This is a genomic window from Pseudoalteromonas sp. NFXS53, assembly GCF_056629255.1.
Map to the genome: position 1 here is coordinate 1 of NZ_JBWVBR010000031.1, position 24,757 is coordinate 24,757.

The 24,757-nt window shown below is 44.0% G+C and carries 16 protein-coding genes; 13 read left to right on the forward strand and 3 right to left on the reverse strand.

What is annotated here, in order from left to right; all coding sequences use genetic code 11:
• The 4 genes from AC1HJP_RS20420 to rlmB all read left to right on the forward strand — a co-directional run.
• The coding region (locus tag AC1HJP_RS20420; RefSeq protein ID WP_480363341.1) for an SdrD B-like domain-containing protein at positions 1 to 6,527 on the forward strand (6,527 nt) is incomplete at its 5' end.
• A complete protein-coding gene (locus AC1HJP_RS20425; RefSeq protein ID WP_480363342.1) occupies positions 6,520 to 10,596 on the forward strand; it encodes an OmpA family protein in 4,077 nt (1,358 codons plus the stop codon). The genes AC1HJP_RS20420 and AC1HJP_RS20425, both read left to right, overlap by 8 nt.
• A gap of 278 nt (positions 10,597 to 10,874) precedes the next feature.
• Positions 10,875 to 13,421, forward strand: a complete 2,547-nt coding sequence (gene rnr, locus AC1HJP_RS20430; RefSeq protein ID WP_480363343.1) for a ribonuclease R — start codon at positions 10,875 to 10,877, stop codon at positions 13,419 to 13,421.
• Between the two features lie 5 nt (positions 13,422 to 13,426).
• A complete protein-coding gene (rlmB, locus tag AC1HJP_RS20435; RefSeq protein ID WP_058028683.1) occupies positions 13,427 to 14,164 on the forward strand; it encodes a 23S rRNA (guanosine(2251)-2'-O)-methyltransferase RlmB in 738 nt (245 codons plus the stop codon).
• Positions 14,165 to 14,373: 209 nt separating this feature from the next.
• On the opposite strand, the gene yjjG is transcribed toward rlmB, so the two are convergent.
• The 3 genes from yjjG to AC1HJP_RS20450 form a co-directional block, all read right to left on the reverse strand.
• Positions 14,374 to 15,060 carry a pyrimidine 5'-nucleotidase gene (gene yjjG, locus AC1HJP_RS20440; RefSeq protein WP_480363344.1) on the reverse strand — a complete coding sequence of 229 codons (687 nt, stop codon included), beginning with the start codon at positions 15,058 to 15,060 and terminating at the stop codon, positions 14,374 to 14,376.
• 7 nt (positions 15,061 to 15,067) lie between these two features.
• Positions 15,068 to 15,604 (reverse strand): inosine/xanthosine triphosphatase, encoded by a 537-nt coding sequence (yjjX, locus tag AC1HJP_RS20445; protein ID WP_480363345.1) that lies wholly within the window; start codon positions 15,602 to 15,604, stop codon positions 15,068 to 15,070.
• Positions 15,605 to 15,705: 101 nt separating this feature from the next.
• Entirely contained in the window at positions 15,706 to 16,605 is a 900-nt protein-coding gene (locus AC1HJP_RS20450; protein ID WP_130255511.1) for a phosphoribulokinase, read from the reverse strand.
• A gap of 225 nt (positions 16,606 to 16,830) precedes the next feature.
• Between AC1HJP_RS20450 and AC1HJP_RS20455 the strand changes: the two genes are divergently transcribed.
• From AC1HJP_RS20455 to AC1HJP_RS20495, 9 genes are all read left to right on the forward strand, one after another.
• Positions 16,831 to 17,697 carry a hypothetical protein gene (locus AC1HJP_RS20455; protein WP_480363346.1) on the forward strand — a complete coding sequence of 289 codons (867 nt, stop codon included), beginning with the start codon at positions 16,831 to 16,833 and terminating at the stop codon, positions 17,695 to 17,697.
• A 77-nt stretch (positions 17,698 to 17,774) separates the two neighbouring features.
• Positions 17,775 to 18,785 (forward strand): UDP-glucose 4-epimerase GalE, encoded by a 1,011-nt coding sequence (gene galE, locus AC1HJP_RS20460; protein WP_480363347.1) that lies wholly within the window; start codon positions 17,775 to 17,777, stop codon positions 18,783 to 18,785.
• 172 nt (positions 18,786 to 18,957) lie between these two features.
• Positions 18,958 to 19,935: a tRNA dihydrouridine(20/20a) synthase DusA gene (gene dusA / locus AC1HJP_RS20465; RefSeq protein WP_480363348.1), complete on the forward strand. Its 978-nt coding sequence runs from the start codon at positions 18,958 to 18,960 to the stop codon at positions 19,933 to 19,935.
• Between the two features lie 420 nt (positions 19,936 to 20,355).
• Complete coding sequence (locus tag AC1HJP_RS20470; RefSeq protein WP_480363349.1) at positions 20,356 to 21,042, forward strand: PspA/IM30 family protein; 687 nt, start codon at positions 20,356 to 20,358, stop codon at positions 21,040 to 21,042.
• Positions 21,043 to 21,125: 83 nt separating this feature from the next.
• The gene (locus tag AC1HJP_RS20475) at positions 21,126 to 21,326 is read left to right on the forward strand and encodes a PspC domain-containing protein (RefSeq protein WP_390446544.1); all 201 of its coding nucleotides are present in this window, start codon (positions 21,126 to 21,128) and stop codon (positions 21,324 to 21,326) included.
• A gap of 38 nt (positions 21,327 to 21,364) precedes the next feature.
• Entirely contained in the window at positions 21,365 to 21,688 is a 324-nt protein-coding gene (locus AC1HJP_RS20480) for a hypothetical protein (RefSeq protein WP_480363350.1), read from the forward strand.
• Between the two features lie 77 nt (positions 21,689 to 21,765).
• The gene (locus AC1HJP_RS20485; RefSeq protein ID WP_480363351.1) at positions 21,766 to 22,269 is read left to right on the forward strand and encodes a copper chaperone PCu(A)C; all 504 of its coding nucleotides are present in this window, start codon (positions 21,766 to 21,768) and stop codon (positions 22,267 to 22,269) included.
• 9 nt (positions 22,270 to 22,278) lie between these two features.
• Complete coding sequence (locus tag AC1HJP_RS20490) at positions 22,279 to 23,265, forward strand: DUF2333 family protein (RefSeq protein WP_480363352.1); 987 nt, start codon at positions 22,279 to 22,281, stop codon at positions 23,263 to 23,265.
• Positions 23,266 to 23,268: 3 nt separating this feature from the next.
• On the forward strand, positions 23,269 to 24,030 hold the full coding sequence (locus AC1HJP_RS20495; RefSeq protein ID WP_421963496.1) for a TIGR04219 family outer membrane beta-barrel protein: 762 nt from the start codon (positions 23,269 to 23,271) through the stop codon (positions 24,028 to 24,030).
• The last annotated feature ends 727 nt before the right edge of the window (positions 24,031 to 24,757 follow it).

Sequence of the window (24,757 nt, forward strand, 5' to 3'; positions counted from 1 at the left end):
AAGATGGCGAACTAGAAGCTGCTGAACTAGACAAAGTGCTTGAAAACATCACAGTCACACTGACTGGTAAAGACAAGTTTGGCCGCGCCGTGTCACTCACGCGAACTACAGATGTTAATGGTCAATACGCGTTTGCAGATTTAACCGAAGCAAACAAAGATGGTTACTCAGTTGCTGCAACCTTCTCAGACAATACAGCTCATGAGAACGGAAAAGACTATCTGATTATTGGTGCTAACCGAACTGAGTCAAACACGGTAAATAGTGCCGTAAAAGTTGATTTAACGGGTGCAACTCAATCAGCAACTGTAGACTTCACAGAAAAACTGAAGCCAGTTAATTACGAAGTATCTGGCCGTGTCTTCCTGGATACTTTACAAGACGGTGAGCTTGAAGCTGCCGAGCTAGATAAAGCACTAGAAAACATCACCGTGGCTTTAACTGGTAAAGATAAGTTCAGTCGTATGGTGTCTCTAACGCGCACTACAGACATCAACGGCCAGTACATGTTTGCAGATTTAACCGAGGCGAACAAAGATGGTTACAGCGTGACAGCGACACAGTCCGGTCTTGCAAACCACCTCGATGGAAAAGACTACTTGGTTGTGGATGCAAGTCGCACAGAATCTCAAACAGCAAGTAATACGGTTGTGGTTGATTTAACTGCTGATACACGCTCAGCAACAGTGGACTTTACCGAGCAGTTAGAGCCAGAACAGCGCAGCATATCTGGGCGTGTATTCTTAGATACTCAACAAGACGGTGAGCTTGAAGTTGCTGAGCTAGACAAAGCTTTAGAAAACATCACTATAACGCTGACAGGTAAAGACAAGTTTGGTCGCACTGTATCGCACACTCAAGCAACCAAAGTTGACGGTACTTACACATTTACTGGCTTAACTGCAGCAAATGATGCGGGTTACACGGTAACAGCCGCGCAATCAGGAATTTCTAAACAACTAAATGGTCAAGATTATTTAATCTTGGGTGCTGCGAAAACAGCCTCAAACACAGCTAATAATTCAGTCATTGTGGCATTGTTAGGTAATACAGAGACGGCAGGCGTTGATTTCACAGAGATGTTAGCTGATGAAGATCGTCGTATATCTGGTCGCGTGTTCTTAGATACGCAACAAGACGGTGAGCTTGAAGCGGCAGAGCTAGATAAAGTTCTAGAAAACATTACAGTCACGCTGACAGGTAACGACATCTTTGGCCGCTCTGTATCACGCACTCAAACAACCCAAGCTGATGGTACTTACACATTCACAGGTTTAACGGCGGCTAATGATTCAGGTTATAAGCTTCAAGCAAGTTCTGGCGGTTATGTGAATGGTAAAGATTACTTAACCACATCAGGTGTAACTTCTATATCTGACATGTCTGATAATACAGTTCTAGTAAAGTTAAACGGTTCGAATGAGCAAGCAACGGTTGATTTCACCGAATTACCAAAACCAGGTGAAGGTAGTATTACCGGCCTTGCATTCTTTGATGCTCAGCAAGATGGTGAGTTAGAAGCTGCTGAATTAGATAAACCGCTTTCGGCTGTGTCAATCTCGCTTGTAGGTAGAGATATTTATGGTCGTACCGTAACGTTCCAGACGCAAACCAATGAGCTAGGTCAATTTAACTTCACCAACTTAACTGCTGCGAATGATGCTGGCTACACAGTTACAGCGGGATCTGGTGGCTTTATCAATGGTCTTGATTACTTAACCATCGCAAGGTCAACAACCCAGCTAGATGCAGGGAATAACGCCCTTGTCGTGAAGCTAACTGAGGCTACGCTGACAGCAAATATTGACTTCACTGAGCAACCTAACGATGGGGCTAAAACGATCCGTGGCTCTGTGTTTGTTGATACCGAGCAAGATGGTCAATTAGAGGCTGCTAAAGGCGACACTGCATTAACACAGGTAATTGTGACCCTTACTGGTCGAGATCAATATGGCCGTGACGTCAATCAAACTGCGCAAACTGATGCTCAAGGTGGCTTTGAATTTACCCGCTTACATGAAGCAGATAGCGTAGGTTATGTGATCACACATGCACTTGTGTCGCCATATCGTGATGGTTTTGATTACCAAGATGGCGCACGCACAGCGAAGCAGCCTGATACTGAGCACACCCATGGTATTCGTTTTGAGTCACAAGAGACGGTTGTGTATGACATGACAGAGCGCTTACCTGCCAATGAAGGGGTTATTACTGGGCAACTGATTGTCGATGTTGATCAGAACGGTCGTTTCGATGAACAGGATATCGCCATTACTGATGCTCAGATCACCTTAACAGGTAAAGATCTATTAGCGCGTGATGTGTCTCTATCGGTGCAGACAGATGCACAAGGTCGTTTTGAATTTACTCAATTATTTGCATCAAATAATCAAGGTTATCAAGTCGCGCATCAACAAGTTGCGCCTTACTTAGACGGGCTTGATTACCTAGACGGTAAGCAAGTTGATTCAACAGATGATGTGATTGCAAATATTGCCATCACTGCTGCGTCACGTACGTCATTGTTACTAACCGAGCAGTTGCCTGAAAACACCGCTAAGATATCGGGTCGCGTGTTTGTGGATATTGCTCAAAATGGTGTATTTGAAGCACAAGACGTCGTGTTACCTCAAGTAACCATAGAGCTGTCAGGTCAAAATGTATTAGGTCAAAGCGTATCGCTTACTACCCAGACTGATGAGCAAGGTGACTTTAGCTTCGAGCAGTTGTATGCATCTGATGCTGCGGGTTATCAAGTAAGCCAAGTACAGCCTGCACAGTATATTGATGGTGCTGACTACTTAAATACGCAACGTATTTCAGAGCAAAATGATTTGTTCTCTGATCTGGTTCTGAATGCGGGTCAGCAGCAAACGTCGCTGATTTTCACTGAGCAATTTAACGAATTAGGCAGTATTGCTGCACAGGTTTACCTAGATGCGGATCAAAACGGTGTACCAAGTGACACTGAACTGGGCCTATCCGCTGTTACAGTGAGATTAGTCGGGACTGATATTTATGGTCGTGAGGTTTCGCTTGAACAGTCAACAAATGAGCAAGGTATTGTTAAGTTCGAAGGGCTTGCTGCCAGTGACACGCAAGGTTATGTATTAACTCAGTCTCAACCAGAAGGTTACTTTGATGGTAAAGAGTCTGATCAAGGCGAAGTACTTGCTGAAAATAACGATCAGATCAGCATCACACTTGCGTCTGAACAACAAAGAACAGGGCTTGCCTTTGCTGAACTTGAAGCGGGTAGTATTGCCGGTCATGTTTATGTCGATAGTGATAACAGCGGTACATTTGCAAATGATGCAGATCGTGCAATTGCTTATGTGCCATTAACGCTAAAAGGTAATGACTTATTTGGTCAGCCGCTAGAGCGTCAGGTTCAAACTGATATTGATGGCGCATATCTGTTTACTGGCTTACCACCAAGTGATGGCAACGGATATCAGATAAGCCAAGCACAACCAGAGTTCTATCTTGATGGCTTAGATTATATTGCCGGCGTTGTTGTTGAAAACTCAGCGCAAACAGATGTTATTTATGTTGGCACGTTAAAATCAGCACAGCAGATCAACAACATAGACTTTACAGAAGCGTATGGTCTTGCGGTAATGGGCTATGTGTTTGTTGATAAACAAGACCAAGGTGTTTTAACGCTGGCAGACGATATGTCAGAGATTGCAATTGCCAACAGTGAAATCAAGCTAACAGGCTATGACTACCGAGGTCAGTCGATTGAAATGACCACCACTACCGACGACAACGGTCAGTATCGTTTTGAAAAACTTGCACCGAGTGATGAGCAAGGTTATGCGATTTCGCAGACCTCTCAGCCAAGCGATTACATCGATGGTTCTGAGTCACTTAACGAAGAAGTGTTTGCCAACTCGAAAGGTCGCGATGACATCTTTACGGTAGAGCTAAAAGAGTTACAAACCTTCGGGATGTATAACTTTGCTGAGCTACCTCGAGCCTCATTAGCAGGCGCTGTATATGTTGATAGCAACGAAGATGGTGTGCTTAATGACTCGGAACAGTTACGTGTTGGTAATGTTGAGATCACCCTAGAGGGCACAACCTTAGAGGGTGAAGCAGTGAACCTGACAGTGCGCACTGATGAGCAAGGTGAATACTTGTTCGACTACCTTCGTCCTGGCCAATACAGCATTACTCAAACTCAACCATCGGCATGGCTGGACGGTGAAGAGCAACTTGGTTCATTAGGTGGTGAAGTTGGTCAAGACACCTTTACGAATATCAACTTAGAGCTTGGCGTAAAAGGCTCGGGTTACTACTTTGCTGAACGTGGTAGTCATCTAAGCGGTACGGTTTATGTTGATTTAAATGACAACGGCACCCAAGAAAGTAATGAGCTGGGTCTTGCGAATACACAGCTAGTCATTTCGGGGACCGACTTAGACGGTCAGCCAGTGCAACGTGAAGTACTGACTGACGGGTATGGTCGTTATCAGTTTAAGCAACTGCCACTGAGTGGTAGCGAAGGCTTTACTATCACCGAAACACAACCTGAGAATACTCAAGATGGTCTAGACAGCATCGGTAGTATTGGCGGTGTACAAGAGCAAAATGACGAGCTGAAGCACATTCAGATCACCGAGCATGTTACTCATGGTGTTGATTATAACTTCGGTGAGCAACTGATGGACCCTGCGAGTATCAGTGGTCTAGTTTGGCTCGATAAAAACCATAACCGCGCCAAAGATGACAACAACGGTCAGTCGGGTTGGATAGTCGAGCTATTACTTGACCCGCAAACGGGTGAAGCAAATCCATTAGACGAAGAGCCGTTGGCGACAACGACTTCGGATGAAAATGGTCGCTATACGTTTGCGGGCTTACCTGTTGGTACCTATGAAATTCGTTTCCGCCACCCTCAAGGTGGGGTTATTTACGGCACACCAGTGACTGATGATCCAGATGCATCAAGCGAAAAAGGCACCATCTTAAATCTTCGTTTAAGTGCTGGTGAAGAGGTCGATAACCAGTCATTACCTATCGATCCATCGGGCGTGGTGTACGATGCGCAAACGCGTAAGCCAATTCAAGGTGCGATCGTGAAGATCATCGGTCCTGCAGGCTTTGAACCAGATCTACACTTGGTTGGGGGCAGTGCGAACGTTGAACAGACGACCGCAGAAGATGGTTTCTATCAGTTCTTATTCTTCGCACAAGCACCAACGGGTATTTACCGCTTAGAAGTTACCGAGCCAGTTGGTTACTTAGCGGGGGGATCAACACAGATCCCTGTGTGTGAAAACACTTTAACGGCAGGTGCGAGTGAGTTACCTATATTGGTGCATTTTGAAGAGTTGGTACCACAGTTAGATGCGCCAATTCACGATCCGAGCGCGTGTGTGACGCATTCTGATCAGATCGCCCAAAACAACACCAGTACTCAGTACTATCAGAGTTTCTATATCGATCCTAAGTTACCGTCAGGCAATGTGGTGAATAACCATATTCCGCTCGACCCGTATGGCGATGACATGGTGCAGGTAAGTAAAACGGCATTAAAACAAGATGTGGTGATTGGTGAGCTAGTGCCTTATCAGATCAGCTACAAGAACCGCTCTAGTGAGACATTAGCGCCACTTTCTTTAATCGACCAACTGCCAGCAGGCCTGAAATATGTGCCGGGTAGTGCCCGTGTTGATGGTTTTGCTAAAGAGCCTGAAGTACTTGGTCGCGTTCTACGTTGGCACAGTTACAGCCTTGCTCCTGAGCAAGTGGTAAACATCGAGCTGATGGTTGTGGTGGGCAGTGGTGTAAGCCAAGGCACTTATATCAATCAAGCATGGAGTGAGTTTATTGGTGGTCAGCATTCACTTGATAGCGGCTGGCGTATTTCAAATATTGCCACAGCTGCTGTGCGTGTTATTCCAGATCCGGTATTCGACTGTAGTGACTTGAGCGGTAAAGTATTTAATGACCTCAACCGCAATGGCTATCAAGATGGCGATGAAAAGGGTCTACTTGCAGTGCGTTTAGCCACTGCGCAAGGTTTGTGGATCACCACAGACGAGCATGGTCGTTATCACTTAGCTTGTGCCGATATTCCAAATGCGGTACGTGGTAGCAACTTTATCGTTAAGGTCGATGAGCGCAGCTTACCGTCTGGTGTACGTATTGTGTCTGAAAACCCACGAGTAGTGCGTTTAACGCGTGGTAAATCACAGCAAGTTGATTTTGCTGCCAACATTCACCGAGTGGCGCGTATTCAACTGACACCAAGCGCGTTTGTTGAAAACCAACTTGCGGATGATTACGAAACACGGTTAGTGGCATTACTCGATGCGCTAGATACGCGTCCAACGGTGATCCGTGTGGCTTATCAGGCCGAGCCGTCACTTCAGACAGATCAACAACTGAATAACTTAAAGCACTGGCTAAGCGAACAAGCTGAGCTAAGAGAATTACAGCTAACCATAGAAACAGAAATGACCCCAGTAGCAATTCCTACCTTGTCTTCTCTCACTAAGGAGACAAGCCATGACTAAATTACCTTCATTGAGCCCAATTATGCTTGGGCTAGTTTTGGGCCTGCCAGCTTATGCGCAGGCTGAGGAAGCGCAACCCGTATTACCTAAAGCTGGGGTGGCGAAAAACACCGAGCAAGTGTTAGTACAAAAGCACTTTGTATTTCATGGTCTGGCCGCACCGACCCCTAAAACGGTGCAAGAAGATTACACTGAGCAAAGCGATCATAAAGCGGAGTTTGTGAAAGAGTCGGCCATTCGCTTCGTATCTGGCAAGCATTACTTAACCGGCTCAACACGTCGTGAAATGAATCGTATTGTGGATTTTTTACGTGGTAAAAAGCAGCTGCGTATTCATTTTATTGGTCATGCCGATTCACAGCGCTTAAGTCCGAGAGCGAAAAAGATCTATAAAACCAACCAAGGTCTGTCTGAGCACCGAGCGAAAATTGTGTCGGAGTTCTTCCGTCAGCAGTTAGAACTCGATCCGTCGGTGATCACCACAGAAGGTCGCTCTAATCACGAACCTGTCGCAGATAACGGTACGCTTGAGGGGATGGCGAGAAACCGCCGCGTAGAAGTCATTGCCGTCTACATTGAAGAAAAAACCAAAACCCGCGAAGTCATGGGGGCCATGCCAAGTCGTGATCTGGTTTGTCAGGGTGCGCTTGCTAATGCAGCACCTATGATGATCACATTAGATGGTGAAGCGTTTTCTGATCAAGACAGCAGTAATAACGCCGATGAACAACGTTGTGCTGACGTTGCATTAGCCAACATGCAGCTGCAACTGAAATACGATCCAATTAATCTTATTCCGCGTTTGAGTGTGCAGCATGCACTCACTAAGTCGGGCAATACCTTGATGATGCACTTGCGTGGTTACAGCAACTACGATGCATTTATTGATTATGCCGAAGTGCAGATTATGGCACCGGATGGTCGTTCAATTTTAACTAAGGTTAAATTAGACAAAAACCACAATGGTAAATGGCGACTACCGGGTAACTTACTAGGTATGAGTTTGCAGTATCGCCTGCGTGTTTACGACAAACACGGTCGCTACGACGATACACAAATGCAGCAAGTGGACTTTAGACCACGCTTTGCGGTCGAAGCTGACAAAGTCGATGGCTACTTGATGACTGCCTACGGCGAGTCGCAGATTGCACAAAAGAATATCAAGCTCAATGGCGGCATGTTGACTTTGTACGGTGAGCAAGTGCCAGATCGCCATAACGTGTATTTCTTAGGGCGCACCGTCGCCATTACCCGTGAGCGTAAGTTTGTACATCAACAAATTGTCCATACAGGTTTTCATCGTGCCGAAGTAGCGGTACTTGATGGTGAAGGCAACGGTCACTTAATTCACCGCGATTTGGAACTGCCAGAAAGCGATTGGTTTTATGTGGCGATGGCCGACCTGACACTGGGTCAAAACAGTCACAATGGGCCTGTTGAGCTATTGTCTAACGATCACAACAAAGATGGCAATTTATTCGCAACGGGCCGTTTAGCCGGTTACATCACAGGTAAATGGCGTGACGAATACAAGATCACTGCACGGGTGGACACCCAAGAGCAGCCAGTCAATAAATTGCTCTCAGGGTTACATGAAAAAGACCCGAATAGCCTGTTCCGTCGCTTAGAAGAAGAGCAACACCCAGCCGAATATGGCGACGATTCAGTGGTGCAAGATGATGCGCCTTCAAACGGTAAAGTGTATTTAAAAGTCGCCAAAGATGACTCACACGTAATGTGGGGTAACTTCTTTACTAAGATCCAAGACACTGAACTAGCGCGTGTTGAGCGCGGCTTATACGGTTTACAAACTCAGTATCAGAGCGAAGCAAAAACCAGCTTTATGGATGCAAGCACTCAAGCACAAGTGTTTGTAGCCCAAGCTGAAACTATGCCGGCGTTTGAATCTCATCGCGCGACAGGCGGCTCACTCTATTACTTACAGCATCAAGATATTGTGCGCGGCTCAGAGCAGCTTGCTATTGAAGTACGTGACAAAACCTCAGGCTTAGTGCTAGTCAGGCGCTCGCTGATGGCAGGGCAAGATTACGACATTGATGCGCTGCAAGGCCGAGTTATTCTTAATCGCCCGCTGTCGTCATTCGAACAAGACGATCTGGTGGTACGCGCAGCAGCCATGGATGCCAACCCGGTATTCTTAACGGCGCAATACGAATTTACCCCAGGCTTTGATGAGCTCGACAATCTATCTTACGGTGCGCGTGTTAGTCATTGGCTGACCGAGCAAGTCAAAGTCGGCGCGACACTGAGCGAGCAACAACTTGATAGTCATGATGACAGCTTATATGCACTAGATGCTACTTACCGACTGAGCGAGCACAGCTATGTAAAAGTTGAAGTCGCCCAATCAGAAGGCATTGGCGAAACACTGAACTCATTTAATGGCGGCATGAATTTTAATCCGGTGCAATCGGGCATGTTACCAGTAAAAGCCAATGCCCAGCGCATTGAAGCGGCATTCTCTTTGGCCGACTTATTTACTCAAAATAATGATGAGGCAGAAGAGGCATCGCGTCTGCAATTCTATTGGCAGAAAATGCAAGCGGGCTTCTCGGGCGTAGGCCAAACTAGTCGCACCGGTACCACGCTTGCGGGTATTAAAGGCGAGTTTGGGCTCAGTGATGACACTCAGTTAATCGTCAAAGCCGATCAAAATAAACAACAAACGCTAGAACAGCGTCAAGCGGTTGAAGTGAATGTCGCTCATCAGGTAAATGACAATTGGCAAGCAACCGCGGGGATTCGCCACGATGATAGAGAGCCATTACAGGCGCTGGCTAATTCAATGCCTTCACCGCTCAACCTAGATCAAGGCGCGCGCACCGATGCGGTTGTACAACTTGATTACCAAGGTGCAACTGATTGGCATGCCTATGGTTTTGTACAAGCCACTTTGAATAGTGAGTCGAGCAGATTGCGTAATAATCGCGTCGGCTTAGGTGGTGAAATTCAGCTGACTGAAAAGCTGGCTCTCAATGGTGAAATCTCTGACGGTAATTTGGGCTTGGCCGGAAAAGTCGGGGTCAGCTACGACTATGCGCCAGAAAGTAATCTTTATGTAGATTTTAGTGATGACCCGGATGGCGGCATGATTACGCAAGGCAAGCAGAAAAATTGGGTAACGGGTGCTAAACATCGCTTTAACGACAGCACTAGCATGTATGCCGAGCAATTATGGCAATCACAAGCGCAACAGCAAGGACTAACTCACGCTTACGGTATTGATCATCAAATCAATAGTCGTTGGCTGGTGGGGGTGAACTTTGAGACGGGTGAGCTAGAAAGTGACACCAGTAAAGTGCAGCGTGACGGTACAGGGCTTTCAATTAGTTATACTTCGCCGATTTTCCAGTGGCGCAGTGCCATTGAATATCGTGAAGATCAAGACAGCACACAAACTCGCACGTCTTGGTTAACGCGTCAAAACTTACGTGCCAACTTAAACGAAGATTGGCGCGCACAACTACGCTTTGATTGGGCGAAGAGTGATTCATCTCAACAAGCTGAAGTGGGCGCGCTGAATAGCGACTTTACTGAAGCACAGTTTGGAGTTGCATATCGACCATTAAAAGCGAGCCCTTGGTCGGGACTTGCGTCAGTGACTTATCTTGAAGACTTAGCTCCGGCTGGGCAGTTAAATGGTATTGGCCTTGATAACACACCACAGCAACGCAGCCTAGTTTGGGCGGTGGATGTGAATTATCAGTTCACATCTAAATGGCGTTTCGGTACTAAACTCGCTGAGCGTCATGGTGAAATGCGTATGCGTGATGGCAACAGCCCATGGTTCGACTCAACCGCATCACTCCAAGTGTTCAGAGCTGATTACCATTTACAACACAACTGGGATGCCACATTAGAATGGCGCCGCCTAGCCGTAGACTTGGCACAAGATCAACGCGAAGGCGCATTAATTGGCATTCACCGCCACATTGGTGAACACATGAAGTTAGGTGTGGGCTACAACTTTACCGACTTCTCTGATGATCTTACAGATCTAGACTACGACTCAAAAGGCTGGTTTATCAACATAGTGGGTAAATTCTAAAGTAGGTAAAGACTCTCTGATTGGCCGCTTAATTGCGGCCTTTTTTGTAGGTCGCCGTTCACGGCGACAACTTGAATTTAGGTTCTGTGCTTTGTCGTGCTAAAGCCGCGACCTACAGTTAAAACTTGTAGATACCATCTCTCCTAACCAGTTTCATAGCAAAAACCTCGTTATTTTCGCTTCAAACTAAATTGTTTATAAAAGCTTCATCTTGATAGTTAGGTCATTATTCAGAAGTGCGTTAGAATAGAGGTAACTTTATTCGAAAATAGCAGTGAATGACAAAACAGGATCCCCATCTCCAACGAGAGCAAGAAAAATACGATAACCCGGTACCAAGCCGCGAGTTTATTTTAGAGCACATCAAAAAAGCCCCAGCGAAAGCCACGACGTTTAGCCATCTTTGTAGCAGTTTGAATGTATTTGAAGAAGACCGACAAATTGCATTTAAGCGTCGCTTGCGTGCAATGGAGCGTGACGGTCAGCTGCATTTTAATAAATTTAAGCGCTACGTGATCCCAACTGACGATGGGTTAGTGAAAGGTCGTGTGATTGGGCATCGTGATGGTTTTGGCTTTTTAGTCGTTGAAGGTGAGCCAAAAGATTGGTTTATTGCTAAGCACCAAATGAACTCGGTATTACACGGCGATATCGTACTTGCAAAAGCGGCCAGTCGCGGCAGTGGCGGTAAAGTCGAAGCGCGTATTGTTCGTGTGCTAGAGAGTGAGCGCGCGCCGATTATTGGCCGTTATTTCGTGGAGTATGGCTCTGCGGTGGTGGTGCCAGAAGATCCAAGGATCACGCAAGATATTATTATTCTGCCAGGCTCCGAAGGTGGTGCGCGTCACAACCAAATGGTACAAGTCGAGATCACACAGCGTCCAAGTCGTCAAATGAATGCAGTAGGTCGTGTGACTGATGTACTGGGTGACCATATGGCGCCGGGCATGGAAATCGAAGTGGCACTTCGTAATCATGATATTCCCCATGAATGGCCTGACAAAGTCGTTGATCAAGTTGCAAAGCACGGCGAATTTGTAGAAGAAGCAGATAAAAAAGGGCGTGTCGATTTACGTCACTTACCGCTAGTGACCATAGATGGTGAAGATGCCCGAGATTTTGATGATGCAGTTTACTGTGAACGTAAAAAGTCAGGTGGCTGGCGTTTATGGGTCGCGATTGCTGATGTCTCGCACTATGTACCAAAAGGCAGTCCGCTAGATAAAGAAGCGATAGAGCGCGGTAACTCAGTGTATTTCCCTGAGCAAGTGATCCCTATGTTGCCAAAAGTGTTATCAAATGGCCTGTGTTCACTGAATCCTAAAGTAGACCGTCTATGTATGGTCGCAGAAATTACTGTGTCAGAAGCCGGTAATTTATCAGGTTATCGTTTTTACGAAGCGGTGATGAATTCACATGCACGATTAACTTACACCAAAGTACACAGCATTTTGCAAGGCGACGAAGCGCTACGTGAGCAATATGCAGAGCAAGTGCCGCATCTCACTGATTTGCACCAAATGTATATGGCGCTTAAGTCTTCTCGCCAGCAGCGCGGGGCGATTGAGTTTGAAACGGTTGAAACGCGTTTTGTGTTTAACGCACATCGTAAGATTGAATCAATCGTACCTGTTGTTCGTAACGATGCACACAAACTCATTGAAGAGTGCATGATCTTAGCAAACGTCGCTGCAGCTAAATTGCTTGAAAAGTATGAAGCGCCAGCACTGTACCGTGTGCATGACGAGCCTGATCAAGAAAAGCTGAGCCACTTTAGACAGTTTTTAAATGACTTGGTTATTGAAAGTAATCTTGCTAATGACCCATCTCCATTAGAGCTGACCGAAGCACTTGCACAATTGGGTGAGCGTCCAGAGCAAGAGCTTATTCAAACCATGTTACTCCGCTCAATGAAACAAGCGGTTTATCAGCCTGATAACATCGGTCACTATGGTTTGGCGTTAAAAGCCTATGCGCATTTTACTTCGCCAATCCGTCGTTATCCTGATCTGGTTGTGCACCGCGCGATCAAAGCTATTTTAGCATCTCAAGGTCAGCAAACATCTGGCGAATATGCCTATGAAAATGATGAAGCCGATCAACTGGGCGAACAATGTTCAATGACTGAGCGTCGTGCAGACGATGCGACTCGCGAAGTAGCCGACTGGCTGAAATGTGAGTTTATGCAAGATCATGTCGGCAGTGAGTTTAGCGGTGTCGTTTCATCAGTAACTAATTTTGGCTTATTCGTTCGCCTAGATGAGTTACAAATCGATGGCATGATCCATGTGTCGACACTGGGTAATGAGTTCTTCCATTTTGATGGTGCGAAACATTGCCTTGTGGGTGAGCACAGTCATCAGGTTTATCGTTTAGGCGACAAGTTACAAGTGCAAGTGTCGTCAGTCAGTTTAGACGAGCGCCGTATCAATCTAGTGCTTGCGGGTGAATTAGTGCAAGACCGCTATGCGCGCCGAAGAGCTAAGCCTTCAACAAGTCGCTCGACAGATAAACCGAGTCGTAAACCAAGCGTGCGAGAGCAGCTCAAAGCAGGTAAAATCCCGGGTAAATCGACTAAGTCGGGTGAGCAAGCGAGTGAAACTCGAGGCGAGAGCCATGATGCCAAGCGCAGCTCAAAACGTAACGAACAAGGTAAAAAGCCTAAAAAAGGCAAAAAGACGACGCCTAAAGGCAAACTAAAAAAAGCTAAGAAGACAGCACTTGATAACCCAACGGGTGCTAAAAAGTCTAAAAAGACCAAAGCAAAGAAAACGCGTCCAGGTAAAAATGCCCGCAAACGCACGAAACCGAGCGCAGGAGAATAGAGACAGTGAGCAGTGAATTAATTTTTGGTTTTCATTCTATCGAAGCAATTTTAGCGAATGAACCTGAGCGCTTTTTAGAGATCTTTGCATTAAAAGGTCGTGAAGATAAGCGTTTGAATCCTGTAATTAATGAAGCGCGTAAATTTGGCATTTCAGTGCAATTTATGCAGCGTAAAGCGTTAGATAACAAAGCCAATGGTGAACAGCACCAAGGTATCATGGCACGCGTAAAACCCGCGCGTCAGTATAGCGAAAAAGACCTTGATGAGATCATTGCCCGTGAAGCAACACCTTTCTTTTTAGTATTAGATGGTGTTACTGATCCACATAATCTAGGTGCATGTTTGCGTAGCGCTGATGCAGCTGGTGTGCATGGCGTGATTGTGCCAAAAGATAAGTCTGCAAAGCTTAACGGTACAGCCCGTAAAGTTGCTTGTGGTGCAGCGGAAACCGTACCACTTATTCAAGTAACTAACCTGGCGCGTACATTACGTGACATTAAAGAAGCAGGTGTATGGGTAGTCGGCACCGCAGGCGAAACCGATACCCATGTATTCGATGCCAACTTAACTGGTCCGATGGCCATTGTTATGGGTGCTGAAGGTGACGGTATGCGCCGCTTAACGCGCGAGCATTGCGACGTGTTAGTTAAAATCCCAATGGTTGGTACGGTATCAAGTTTGAACGTATCAGTAGCAACGGGAATTTGTTTATTTGAAGTGCTACGACAGCGTAGCCTTTAATAGACAAATCAACTTCACGAAAAAGCACGATTGGTATCGTGCTTTTTTTGTGTCGTCATTGGCAACGTTAATATTTGATTTATCCCGATATAATTTGTCGGGCTAAAGCCGCGGCCTACATTTAAAACAAACCTTTCTATAGTCGGCGAGATTTTACATCGGTCTTTTAATGTAGGTCGTCATTTATGGCGACAATGGCAAATATTAATCTATGCAGCAATTTTATCAGCTAATAACTCTGCCAATTCATACAAAGAACTAACCGTATAGGTTGGTTTAATACCTTCTTTACCTTCAACACCCGCGTGTTGTAACCAACAGCTATCTATGCCAAAACGGTTTGCACCTAGCACATCGCTTTCTAAGGTATCACCCACCATCAGCACTTTACTTTTATCTGGATTACCCAGTTTTGCTAATGCTGCGGCGAAAGGTTCAGGTGCCGGTTTTGCTTTACCAATTTGCTCTGAAATGATCAAAGCTTCAAAGTAATCGGCAAAGCCAGTATGGGCTAAACGTTTTTGCTGCAACTTGGTAAAACCATTGGTGATGATCCCAAGTTTCACTTTGCCATGTAATGACTCAAGCAGGGCTTTAGCGCCTAACAAAGGCTGACATATCTCCGCCATGGCATCCAAAAATGCGTCGTTTAATTCTTGAGGATTAACGTTTAACTCTGTCGCTAGCTTTTTGAAGCGTGTGACTTGCAACGTTTCAGCGCTAATCTCATCATTTTGATATTGCACCCAAAGCGCTGCGTTATCGTCTTTATATCCTTGATAATCTTGCTCACTGAATTCAACACCATAGTTTAATAACATGGTTTTCAAACCTAGATAGGCGTTAAAGCTAAATAGGGTTTCGTCGGCATCAAATAAAATATGTGTATACTGCATTGTGCTATCACTTATTGTAGAGTTCAGGGTGGTTAAATGGCGCCATCGCAAGTAATAAAGCCTGTGTATAGCTACTTTCGCGCGTTGCTAGATGATTGGTTAGTAAACCAATCGCACCGCCTTTTTGCTTGATGTTTTCAGTATTAAATAAATCATCCATTACATGACCTAACTCTTCACCCGCCAGTAGCTTATCGTAAACCGATTGTGGTAGCGGCAAGTTGCAACTTCGACCTATGCTGGTGTGTTCTCCATTTGAAATTACCACAAAAGCAAAGGTGGCAGGGCCGTAGCTAAACTGATTTGCGCCGCCTTCCATTGCGCAGTAAAAATCTGCCTGATGATGTTTTATAAGATGTTTAACGCGGTTTTCAGCACCAATGCGAGTATCGTCTTCTCCTAAAGGTTGATCGGGTACGCCACTTGGGGCATGCATACCTTGGCAATCAAGCGTGTGCTCAGGAAAGTATTGTGTGAAAATTTCTTTGGCAGCGGCCACTTTGACCGGATTTTGTGAGCCAACAAGTATTTTTAAAGAAGGCATTATCCCGTGCTCCTTTTATCAGTTGAGCAACTAGTCTAATGTTTTATGAGCGTCTTAACTATGTTTTAAATGTTAGAAATAATGAATAGTTAAACAGCTCCTTAGATCGGTAAATCAACCGGTGCCATATTCTCCAATGCCCGTTTTTTTACCAGTAGATCTTTTATCAGCGGGGTTAAGACTAATTCCATCGCTAGACCCATCTTTCCTCCTGGAACAACCAAAGTATTGACTCGAGACATAAAGCTGCCATCGATCATTTGCAAGTAATAAGGAAAATCTACGTTATCGATGCCACGAAAGCGAATAACCACAAAGCTTTCATCGAGAGAAGGAATATCTTTCGCGCTAAATGGGTTTGAGGTATCAACGGTTGGTACGCGCTGAAAGTTAATGTGTGTGCGAGAAAACTGTGGCGTAATATGGGTAATGTAATCATCCATACTTCGAACAATTGAGGTCATCACAGCTTCACGAGAATGGCCGCGTTCATTAGTATCGCGGATCATTTTTTGGATCCACTCAAGGTTAACAATAGGCACCATGCCAATTAGTAAATCAACATGCTTAGCAACGTCGTGTTCATCAGTGACTACACCACCATGTAACCCTTCGTAAAACAACATGTCAGAATTAGGCTCTAAATCTTGATAGGGGGTGAAGGTGCCGGGGAGTTGGTTATAAGGCACAGCTTCATCAAAGGTGTGTAAATAGCGTCTTAATTTACCCGTGCCATGCTCACCATATTCTGCAAACAAGGTTTCAAGACCGGCAAAGTCATTGGCCTCTTGGCCAAAGTAACTGATATGTTTGCCTTCTTGAAGCGCTTCTCGCTTAAGCTTGTCCATTTCTGGGCGAGTGAAACGATGAAAACTATCGCCCTCTACAAAAGCTGCATTAGCCTCAAGGCTGCGGAAAATATGTTTAATTGCATTGGTGGTAGTGGTAGTGCCAGCACCTGAGCTACCTGTTATCGCAATGATCGGGTGTTTTTGAGACATATTAACCTGCTAATGATTCTAATTATAAGCGCAAATAGGTGATTTACCCGTTTGATGTTACCTGAAGGTTAAGAGATAGCAAGCATTTCAAATTCAGTGCTCTTAGAGTGCTATGGTTGTGTTTTGTTTTTGGTGAAATGCAAAAGCCTCGTTATGATAGAGGCATAACGCCGCTCATTTACTAAAAAAGAGCAATAAAAAAGCATGACCAATTAAGGGATGTCCATGTATAAAAAAATGGCTTTAGCTGTCAGTTGCAGTTTAGTTTTCGCCGGTTCAGTATTTGCAAATACCTTCCCCAGTAGCCAGATTTATTTGGCGACAGAACTTGAAAATGACATTAAGGTGAAACCAATCACGGGTGCAAAGGGTTACCACAATCAACCCCTAGTGACAGAAGACGGCATCTATTTTACGCAATCAGTCGGTGACGGTGATAAAAGCCAGATGGACTTATTCTTTTATGACTTTAATAAAGCCAGCGCAGAGAATTTAACGAATTCACCGGTTTCTGAGTACTCACCGACGTTATATCCCCATGAAGCGGGTTTATCTAGCATTGTTGTTGAAGCTGATGGTAAACAGAAGCTATGGTTTTATCCATTCGATAAAAGCCAAGCACCTAAACGCATTTTCGACCATATTGAACCTGTTGGTTACCACGCATGGGGTAAGACTGAAGATTTAGTGATGTTTATCCTCGGAGAGCCGCATACTCTTCAATATACAGACTTAACCGGTCACTTACCGAAAGTAGTTGCGGGTGATATTGGCAGGAGTTTGGCGTATAACGAAAAACGTTCGCTTTACTCGTTTACATATCAAGAAGGTAACCAGCATTGGTTTGCGACTTTCTCACCTAAAACGCAGCAAGTTAAACAACACTTTGTGATGCCAAAGCAAGTACGAGATTACACTTGGATTGATTCAGATACCGTTGCTTATGCCATTGATAACCGCATTTATACACGCAATATTGAGCAGCCAAAGCAAGTGTCTCAGTGGCATAACTTTACTTCATATTGTGATTCACAAATTACACGATTGAGTTACAAACAAGGTAAAATGGCATTTGTTTGTCAAAAATTGTAATTCTCACAGCAATCTTTTTTGATGTTAGTTACATTTAACCCATTATATTTAGGATAAACAGTTTTTAGGGGCTAGTGATGGCAATTTTAGTAACAGGTGGTGCGGGTTATATTGGTTCACACACGGTTTTAGAACTACTAAACCAAGGCGACGAAGTGATTGTTGTCGATAACTTAAGTAATTCATCGTCAGAATCATTGAAGCGGGTTGCCGAGATCACAGGTAAAGAAGCTACTTTTTACCAAGGTGATATCTTAGATAAAGCATTTTTAGATTCGGTATTTGCGAAACACAGTGTTGAACAAGTAATCCACTTTGCTGGTTTAAAAGCGGTGGGAGAGTCGGTTCAAAAGCCAATAGAGTATTATCAAAATAACGTACAAGGTACGCTCAGCTTACTCGATGCTATGCGTGATGCAGGCGTGTTTAAGTTGGTATTTAGCTCATCAGCTACCGTTTATGGTGACCCTGCAAGCTTACCTATTCGTGAAGACTTCCCGGTGGGTGGTACTACTAACCCTTATGGCACGTCTAAGCTGATGGTTGAAATGGTACTACAAGATGTTGCCAAATCTGACCCACGTTGGGCGTTTGCAATTTTACGTTATTTCAATCCAGTCGGCGCACATAAGTCTGGTCGCATTGGTGAAGATCCAAATGGTATTCCAAATAACTTACTGCCTTACATTTCACAGGTAGCAGTAGGTAAATTGTCACAACTAGGTGTTTTTGGTGACGACTACGATACCAAAGATGGCACTGGTGTTCGTGACTATATTCATGTTGTCGATTTAGCTATTGGTCATTTAAAGGCGTTAAATAAAATCAATGCAGAAGCAGGCGCACATATCTACAACCTAGGTACAGGTAACGGCTACTCAGTATTCGAAATGGTCACCGCTTTTGAAAAAGCGGCCAACAAGCCAGTTCCTTACGAAGTTAAACCGCGTCGCCCAGGTGACATCGCAGCGTGTTACGCTGCACCAGAAAAGGCCCTCAGTGAGCTAGGTTGGCAAGCAGAGCGTGGCATCGATGAAATGATGGAAGATACTTGGCGCTGGCAAAGCAATAATCCTAACGGGTATTAATTTTTACGATAGTCATATCATATATTCTAAAACGGCCACATTATGTGGCCGTTTTTATATCTGTTAATGAATGGTATAATTTGCTGCTAATTTTAGGCTCTGCCTAATTCAAACCTTATACAATCAAAGCTGCCAATGCTTTGCATTAAGATCATATAGTTAGAGGTAATTTGTGACGACTCAAGCACTAGACCGCCGTTTTTCTGTTGCACCCATGCTGGATTGGACTGACCGTCATTGCAGAACTTTCCACAGAAAATTGTCTAAACATGCGGTGCTGTATACAGAAATGATCACAACCGGTGCCATTTTGTTTGGTAAAGGTGATTATTTGGCGTTTGGTGAACATGAGTTACCTTTGGCGCTGCAACTAGGTGGCTCAGATCCTGAAGCATTGGCAAAGTGCGCGAAGAAAGCCGATGAATATGGTTATAGCGAGATTAACCTAAATGTAGGTTGTCCGTCTGATCGTGTTCAAAACGGTCGCTTTGGTGCGTGTTTAATGGCTGAGCCGCAGCTAGTGGCTGAGTGTGTTGCTGCGATGAAAGCGCAAACAGATGTGCCTGTTACAGTAAAAACACGTATCGGTATAGATGAGCAAGATAGCTATGAGTTTTTAACCACGTTGATTGAAGCGGTTAAAGATGTGGGTTGTGATGATTTTATCATCCATGCGCGTAAGGCTTGGTTACAGGGATTAAGTCCAAAAGAAAACCGTGAGATCCCACCGCTTGATTATCCGCGTGTGTACCAGTTGAAAAAAGATTACCCAGATTTACACATTAGTATTAATGGTGGCGTTAAAACCATTGAAGAATGTCAGCATCACTTAACGCATATTGATGGTGTTATGGTCGGTCGTGAAGCTTACAGTAACCCATTTATGTTATCGCAGGTTGATGAGTTGTTGTACGGTGGTGAAGCGTTTACACAAACGCGCCATGAAGTGGTTCGCAGCATGTATGATTACTTTGAAGCGCAAATGAGTCAAGGCGCGAATTTCTGGCATATTGCTCGCCACATGTTAGGTATTTTCCAAAACCAGCCGGGTGCGAGAGGGTATCGACGTCATTTATCAGAAAATGGCCATAAAAAAGGTTCTGGTATTGAAGTAATGGAAAAAGCACTGACGTTCGTGCCTGAACTGTAAGTTTAGTCTTTGAAAGTGTTAAAAGAAGCCGCTAAATCAGCGGCTTCTTTGTTTTTATATTCGATGACTTTAAGTTTCGTGTAAAAGTACGCGGGATAAACCCGCGTCTACATGTCTAGATTTTTCTGTTGTTGGATTGTCATCCTGGCGAAGGTCAGGATCCATTATTGATAAGATAGACCCTGAAATAAATTCAGGGTGACAAAAATTTAGGTTTATCCTGATAACTCGCAACTCGCTAACTACTCCCCACTGACTAAATTGACTACTTTTTAGTTTATTTAACGAAATCATGAAATTTGTCTCTTATATAAAAACTCTCAAAAATCATTAAGTTTATGTTTTTATTTGCTTTTATCTTTTGGCACAAAGATTGGAATAGCTTTAGTAACCCAATTGCCAAATGCATAGGAGCAGAACATGGCCTTAATCGACAGAATTGAAGATCTTATTAAATCAGAAATTAATGCGTTTTTAGACAAAGCAGAAGATCCACAAAAAATGACTGCGCAGATTGAGAGTGAGTTACAAGATGCCTTGGCTGAGTGTCGTTCAACTGCTGCACAGATCATCGCAGAGCAGAAAGGCTTATCTCGCCAGCATGATGACTTTGTAAAAGGTATCGAACGTTGGCAGCAGCAAGCAGAGCTAGCGGTAAGTAAAGGTCGTGATGATCTAGCAAAATCGGCACTTATCGAAAAGCAAAAGCTTGTAGACGCTCAGGAAGAAAACCAAAAGCAAGCGGCACAATTAGAAGATACGCTACACAAGTTGAATGAAGATGCCGCTAGGCTAAGTAATAAAATTGCTGAGGTAAAAGCAAAACAGCAGCAATTTTACAGAGCACAAAATAGTGCAGTAGCAAGATTAAAAGTACGTAGCACGTTAAATAGTGAAGAAGTACAAAATGTTTGCGCACGCTTTTCACAACTAGAACAGAAAGTGGAGCGTATCGAAGCACAAGTTGAAAGCTACGATATTGGTAAAAATGATGTTTATCAAGAATTCAAACAAATGGAGCAAGACGAAAAGCTGAGTGAAGAGCTGGCTGCACTGAAGCAAAAAGTGTCAGGAAAGCAAGCTTCAGAAGCATCAACTTCTGCGTAGTAAGCAAAAGTTTGCTAGGTATTAATTCGTTTTGACAGGCTCGGCGCAACGAGGCGCCTCTCTAATTTTTCAGGAGTAAGGTTATGAATATGCAACAAACAACGAAAACATGTCGTCGTATTTTAGCGCGAAAGAAAATTGCAGGCGTATGTGCTGGGCTAGCAGAACGTTTTGATCTACCAGTATGGCTAACTCGAGTATTAACTTTGTTGGTATTTTTAAAGTTTCCAATGATGACTGTGATGGCATACGGATTATGCGCTGTGCTGTGGCCAAAGCAGTAATAGCTAGATATTAAGTTGTAAAGGCGTAGGAGGTAATTATGAAAACAGCATTGATTTTATTAGCAGCATTACTATTTATTAGCGCATTAAGCTGGGTTCAAACACCTGTTATGTTCTTTGCGATGCCTGAATTCATTGGGGAAATAAGCTGGGTCGGAATTGAGCTATTCGCGTTATTGATTGGCATTATTGCTGTGATCGCGCTGGTGGCTTTGGTTAGTGTGGGTGTAATAGGGTTAGTGTTAGTGGTGCTCATTGGGCTAGTGTTAGCATTGTTATTTAATTCTATCTTTATTGCATTACCTTTGCTGATGCTTGTTGGGCTGGCGTGGTTACTTAAGGAAGAGACAGCAGTATATTAGATCTCTACTAGATCAAAGCGGTTTCTTGATTTTTCATGCTATGATGTTGCAAGTTAAACTTTTTCAAAGGAATAAGCATGTTTTTAAGAACCCTTTCTCTGGCTGCGGCACTATTACTTTCTGGTTTATCGCAGGCACACGAAGGCCACAGCCACGACCATAGTCACGTACAAAAAGAACTCATGGTGACAGATGCTCAAATTCGTACATTCTTACCAGCGGCAAAATCAACTGCAGCTTATTTCACTATTCATAACCCAATGGATAAATCGGTTTTTCTTAAGAAAGCAACGATCCGTGGTATTGGGCGTGTTGAGATCCATGAGCATGTGCACAAGAATGGCATGATGCGCATGCAAAGAGTCGAATCAGTTGAATTACCAGCGAATCAGCAAATTGTGTTTCAACCGGGTGGTTTTCATTTAATGGCTTTTGAGCCTGAGCATAAATTAAAAGTCGGTGAAAAGCGCAAGTTGACGTTATATTTTGATAACGGCGACAGATTGTATAGTTTTGTAGAAGTCGTATCTTTGAAAGATACTTTTGAAAAGCCAAAAAATTCTCATCATAACCACCATTAAGGAGGGTTTATGCAACAGCATTTAGGAAAAATTGCAGGCGGGTTAGCTGGTTTAGTTGTAATCGGCTACTTAATCGCGGTCTACTGGAGCTTTGAGCCAGCAGCATTCAATGTCGTTGAAAAGGCAAAGCAAACTGCTGAGCAGCAACAAGTTAAATTAGTACCTGGTTATGTCACGTCAACAGCGCTTATTGAAGTAAGTGAGACCTTACTAAATAAGCCAGGTGGATATTTATCAAATGATAAAATGCCACCGAGCGTATTAATGGATAATATGCCAGCGTGGGAGTATGGTGCCCTTGAAATGGTACGAGACTTGGCTCTGTCGATGCGAAAAGACTTCAGCCGATCTCAATCTCAATCTACAGAACACCCAGCACTTAAAAAAGCTCAGCCACAGTTTAACATCAGCTCAACAGCTTGGATTTGGCCAAGTGCAGAAGGCGAGTATCAAGTGGGGATTGAGCAGTTAAAGCTGTACCGCGCGCAGATTGCGAACCCTCAAGATAGAGAGAGTCAGTTTTATGCTCGTGCAGATAATCTACGCGGCTGGTTAAAAGAAGCTGAAAAACGTTTGGGTAGCTTAAGTCAAAGATTAAGCGCTAGTGTAGGGCAAGATAGAGTTAATACAGATCTTGCTGGCGACTCAGCTGCAAACCAAGCGACCAGTGCACCTAGTCATCATGTAGTGAAAACATCATGGTGGAAAATTGACGATGTTTTTTATGAGTCGCGCGGCGCAACTTGGGCATTATTGCACTTTTTAAAAGCAGTAGAACATGATTTTGCTGATGTACTTGAGAAAAAGAATGCTAAAGTTAGTTTACAGCAAATTATTCGCGAGCTTGAGTCAACGCAAGAAACCGTGTGGAGTCCAATGATTTTAAACGGTAATGGCTTTGGTTTTGTTGCTAACCACTCGCTGGTAATGGCAAACTATATATCAAGAGCAAATGCAGCTCTTATTGAACTCAGTGAACTTCTAGCGCAAGGATAAAAAATGAAAAAGTACTGTTTAGCTGCAGCATTATCAATGGCTTTCTTAGCACCAGTTGCAAAAGCAGATATGTTGTTAGGTTTATATGTAGGGGCTGACGGCTGGCAGAGTGAAAACTCAGGTAGTTTTGCAGGTAAAGGTCAGGCAGAAAATTTCAACTTTGAAGATAAGACATTCTCAAGCTACTATGCAGCGTTCGAGCACCCAGTGCCGTTAATTCCAAATATTAAGCTGAAGTACACACAATTAGAGCTTGAAGGTAACACAACTCTAAATGAAACATTTGAGTTCGATGGCCAAAACTTCACCGTAAACACAGATGCACAACTAATGACTGACTTCAGTCATATTGACTACACACTATATTACGAATTATTTGACAATGATTTAGTGTCAATTGATTTCGGTGTAACGGTAAAACATTTTGATGGTGACGCAACAGTTTCTGGTACAGTTGAAGGTCAATCAAGAACTGAATCGATTGATTTTTCGGCGCCAATTCCACTAGGTTATCTTCGTGGTGAAGTAGGCTTACCATTAACTGGTTTGAGCGTTTTTGCAGAAGGTAATTTATTGGCAATCGACGATAGCAAAATTCAAGATTACCAAGTAGGTATCGCTTGGGAAGTGATTGACAATCTAGCGGTTGATGTAGCAATCCGTGCTGGCTATCGTTCATTTATTATTGAGTTAGATGATGTAGATGACATCAGCACTGATTTAGAAGCATCAGGCCCATTTGCGGGTATTCAGGTTCACTTCTAAGGTTTGAAAGCTAAATGCAACGAGTTAGCGAGTTGCAGGCAGTGAATATATGTAGGCGCGGGTTTACCCCGCGCTTTTTTGTGCGTGACATAAAGTCAGCGTCTACAATCGAAGCTTTCGGTAGCACCGACTTTATGTCGGGTGAATTTCAAAGATTTGAAAGCTATTAGCTAAACGTAACTAGTCAGCCAATTATGGGCAGTGAATATATGTAGGCGCGGGTTTACCCCGCGCTTTTTTGTACGTGACATAAAAAAGCGCCTACAATCGTGCAAAATATACGTTGCTAAGCAAGGTTACTTTTGCGCAAGGTGAAATGAGCAATTTCAGCCGACGCAATGCAGTACTCTATTTGTAGTTTATCCCACGCTTTTTTGTGCGTGACATAAAGTCAGCGCCTACAATCGTGCAAAATATACGTTGCTAAGCAAGGTTACTTTTGCGCAAGGTGAAATGGGCAATTTCAGCCGCTGCAATGAAGTGCTCTATTTGTAGTTTTGTAGGACGTTATTTATGGCGTCAATTTAAAAGCTTTGTTTCGCTAAAGCGCAACCTACATTTGATTGAGTTTAGTGTTGTATAAACCATTATTTATAGCGAATTTTGAAATTATACTTTGACCCTCAACGAGCAAATGATCATTTGCTTACTGCTTACTGCTTACTGCTTACTGCTTACTGCTTACTGCTTACTGCTTACTGCTTACTGCTTACTGCTTACTGCTTAC

Excerpts from the sequence above, each read along its gene's own strand:
- AC1HJP_RS20485 (WP_480363351.1), top strand. The coding sequence starts at position 21,766 with ATGTTTTTAAGAACCCTTTCTCTGGCTGCGGCACTATTACTTTCTGGT.
- yjjX (WP_480363345.1), bottom strand. The coding sequence starts at position 15,604 with ATGCCTTCTTTAAAAATACTTGTTGGCTCACAAAATCCGGTCAAAGTG.
- AC1HJP_RS20490 (WP_480363352.1), top strand. The coding sequence starts at position 22,279 with ATGCAACAGCATTTAGGAAAAATTGCAGGCGGGTTAGCTGGTTTAGTT.
- galE (WP_480363347.1), top strand. The coding sequence starts at position 17,775 with ATGGCAATTTTAGTAACAGGTGGTGCGGGTTATATTGGTTCACACACG.
- AC1HJP_RS20470 (WP_480363349.1), top strand. The coding sequence starts at position 20,356 with ATGGCCTTAATCGACAGAATTGAAGATCTTATTAAATCAGAAATTAAT.
- AC1HJP_RS20425 (WP_480363342.1), top strand. The coding sequence starts at position 6,520 with ATGACTAAATTACCTTCATTGAGCCCAATTATGCTTGGGCTAGTTTTG.
- AC1HJP_RS20455 (WP_480363346.1), top strand. The coding sequence starts at position 16,831 with ATGTATAAAAAAATGGCTTTAGCTGTCAGTTGCAGTTTAGTTTTCGCC.
- yjjG (WP_480363344.1), bottom strand. The coding sequence starts at position 15,060 with ATGCAGTATACACATATTTTATTTGATGCCGACGAAACCCTATTTAGC.
- AC1HJP_RS20475 (WP_390446544.1), top strand. The coding sequence starts at position 21,126 with ATGAATATGCAACAAACAACGAAAACATGTCGTCGTATTTTAGCGCGA.
- AC1HJP_RS20480 (WP_480363350.1), top strand. The coding sequence starts at position 21,365 with ATGAAAACAGCATTGATTTTATTAGCAGCATTACTATTTATTAGCGCA.
- AC1HJP_RS20450 (WP_130255511.1), bottom strand. The coding sequence starts at position 16,605 with ATGTCTCAAAAACACCCGATCATTGCGATAACAGGTAGCTCAGGTGCT.
- rnr (WP_480363343.1), top strand. The coding sequence starts at position 10,875 with ATGACAAAACAGGATCCCCATCTCCAACGAGAGCAAGAAAAATACGAT.
- AC1HJP_RS20495 (WP_421963496.1), top strand. The coding sequence starts at position 23,269 with ATGAAAAAGTACTGTTTAGCTGCAGCATTATCAATGGCTTTCTTAGCA.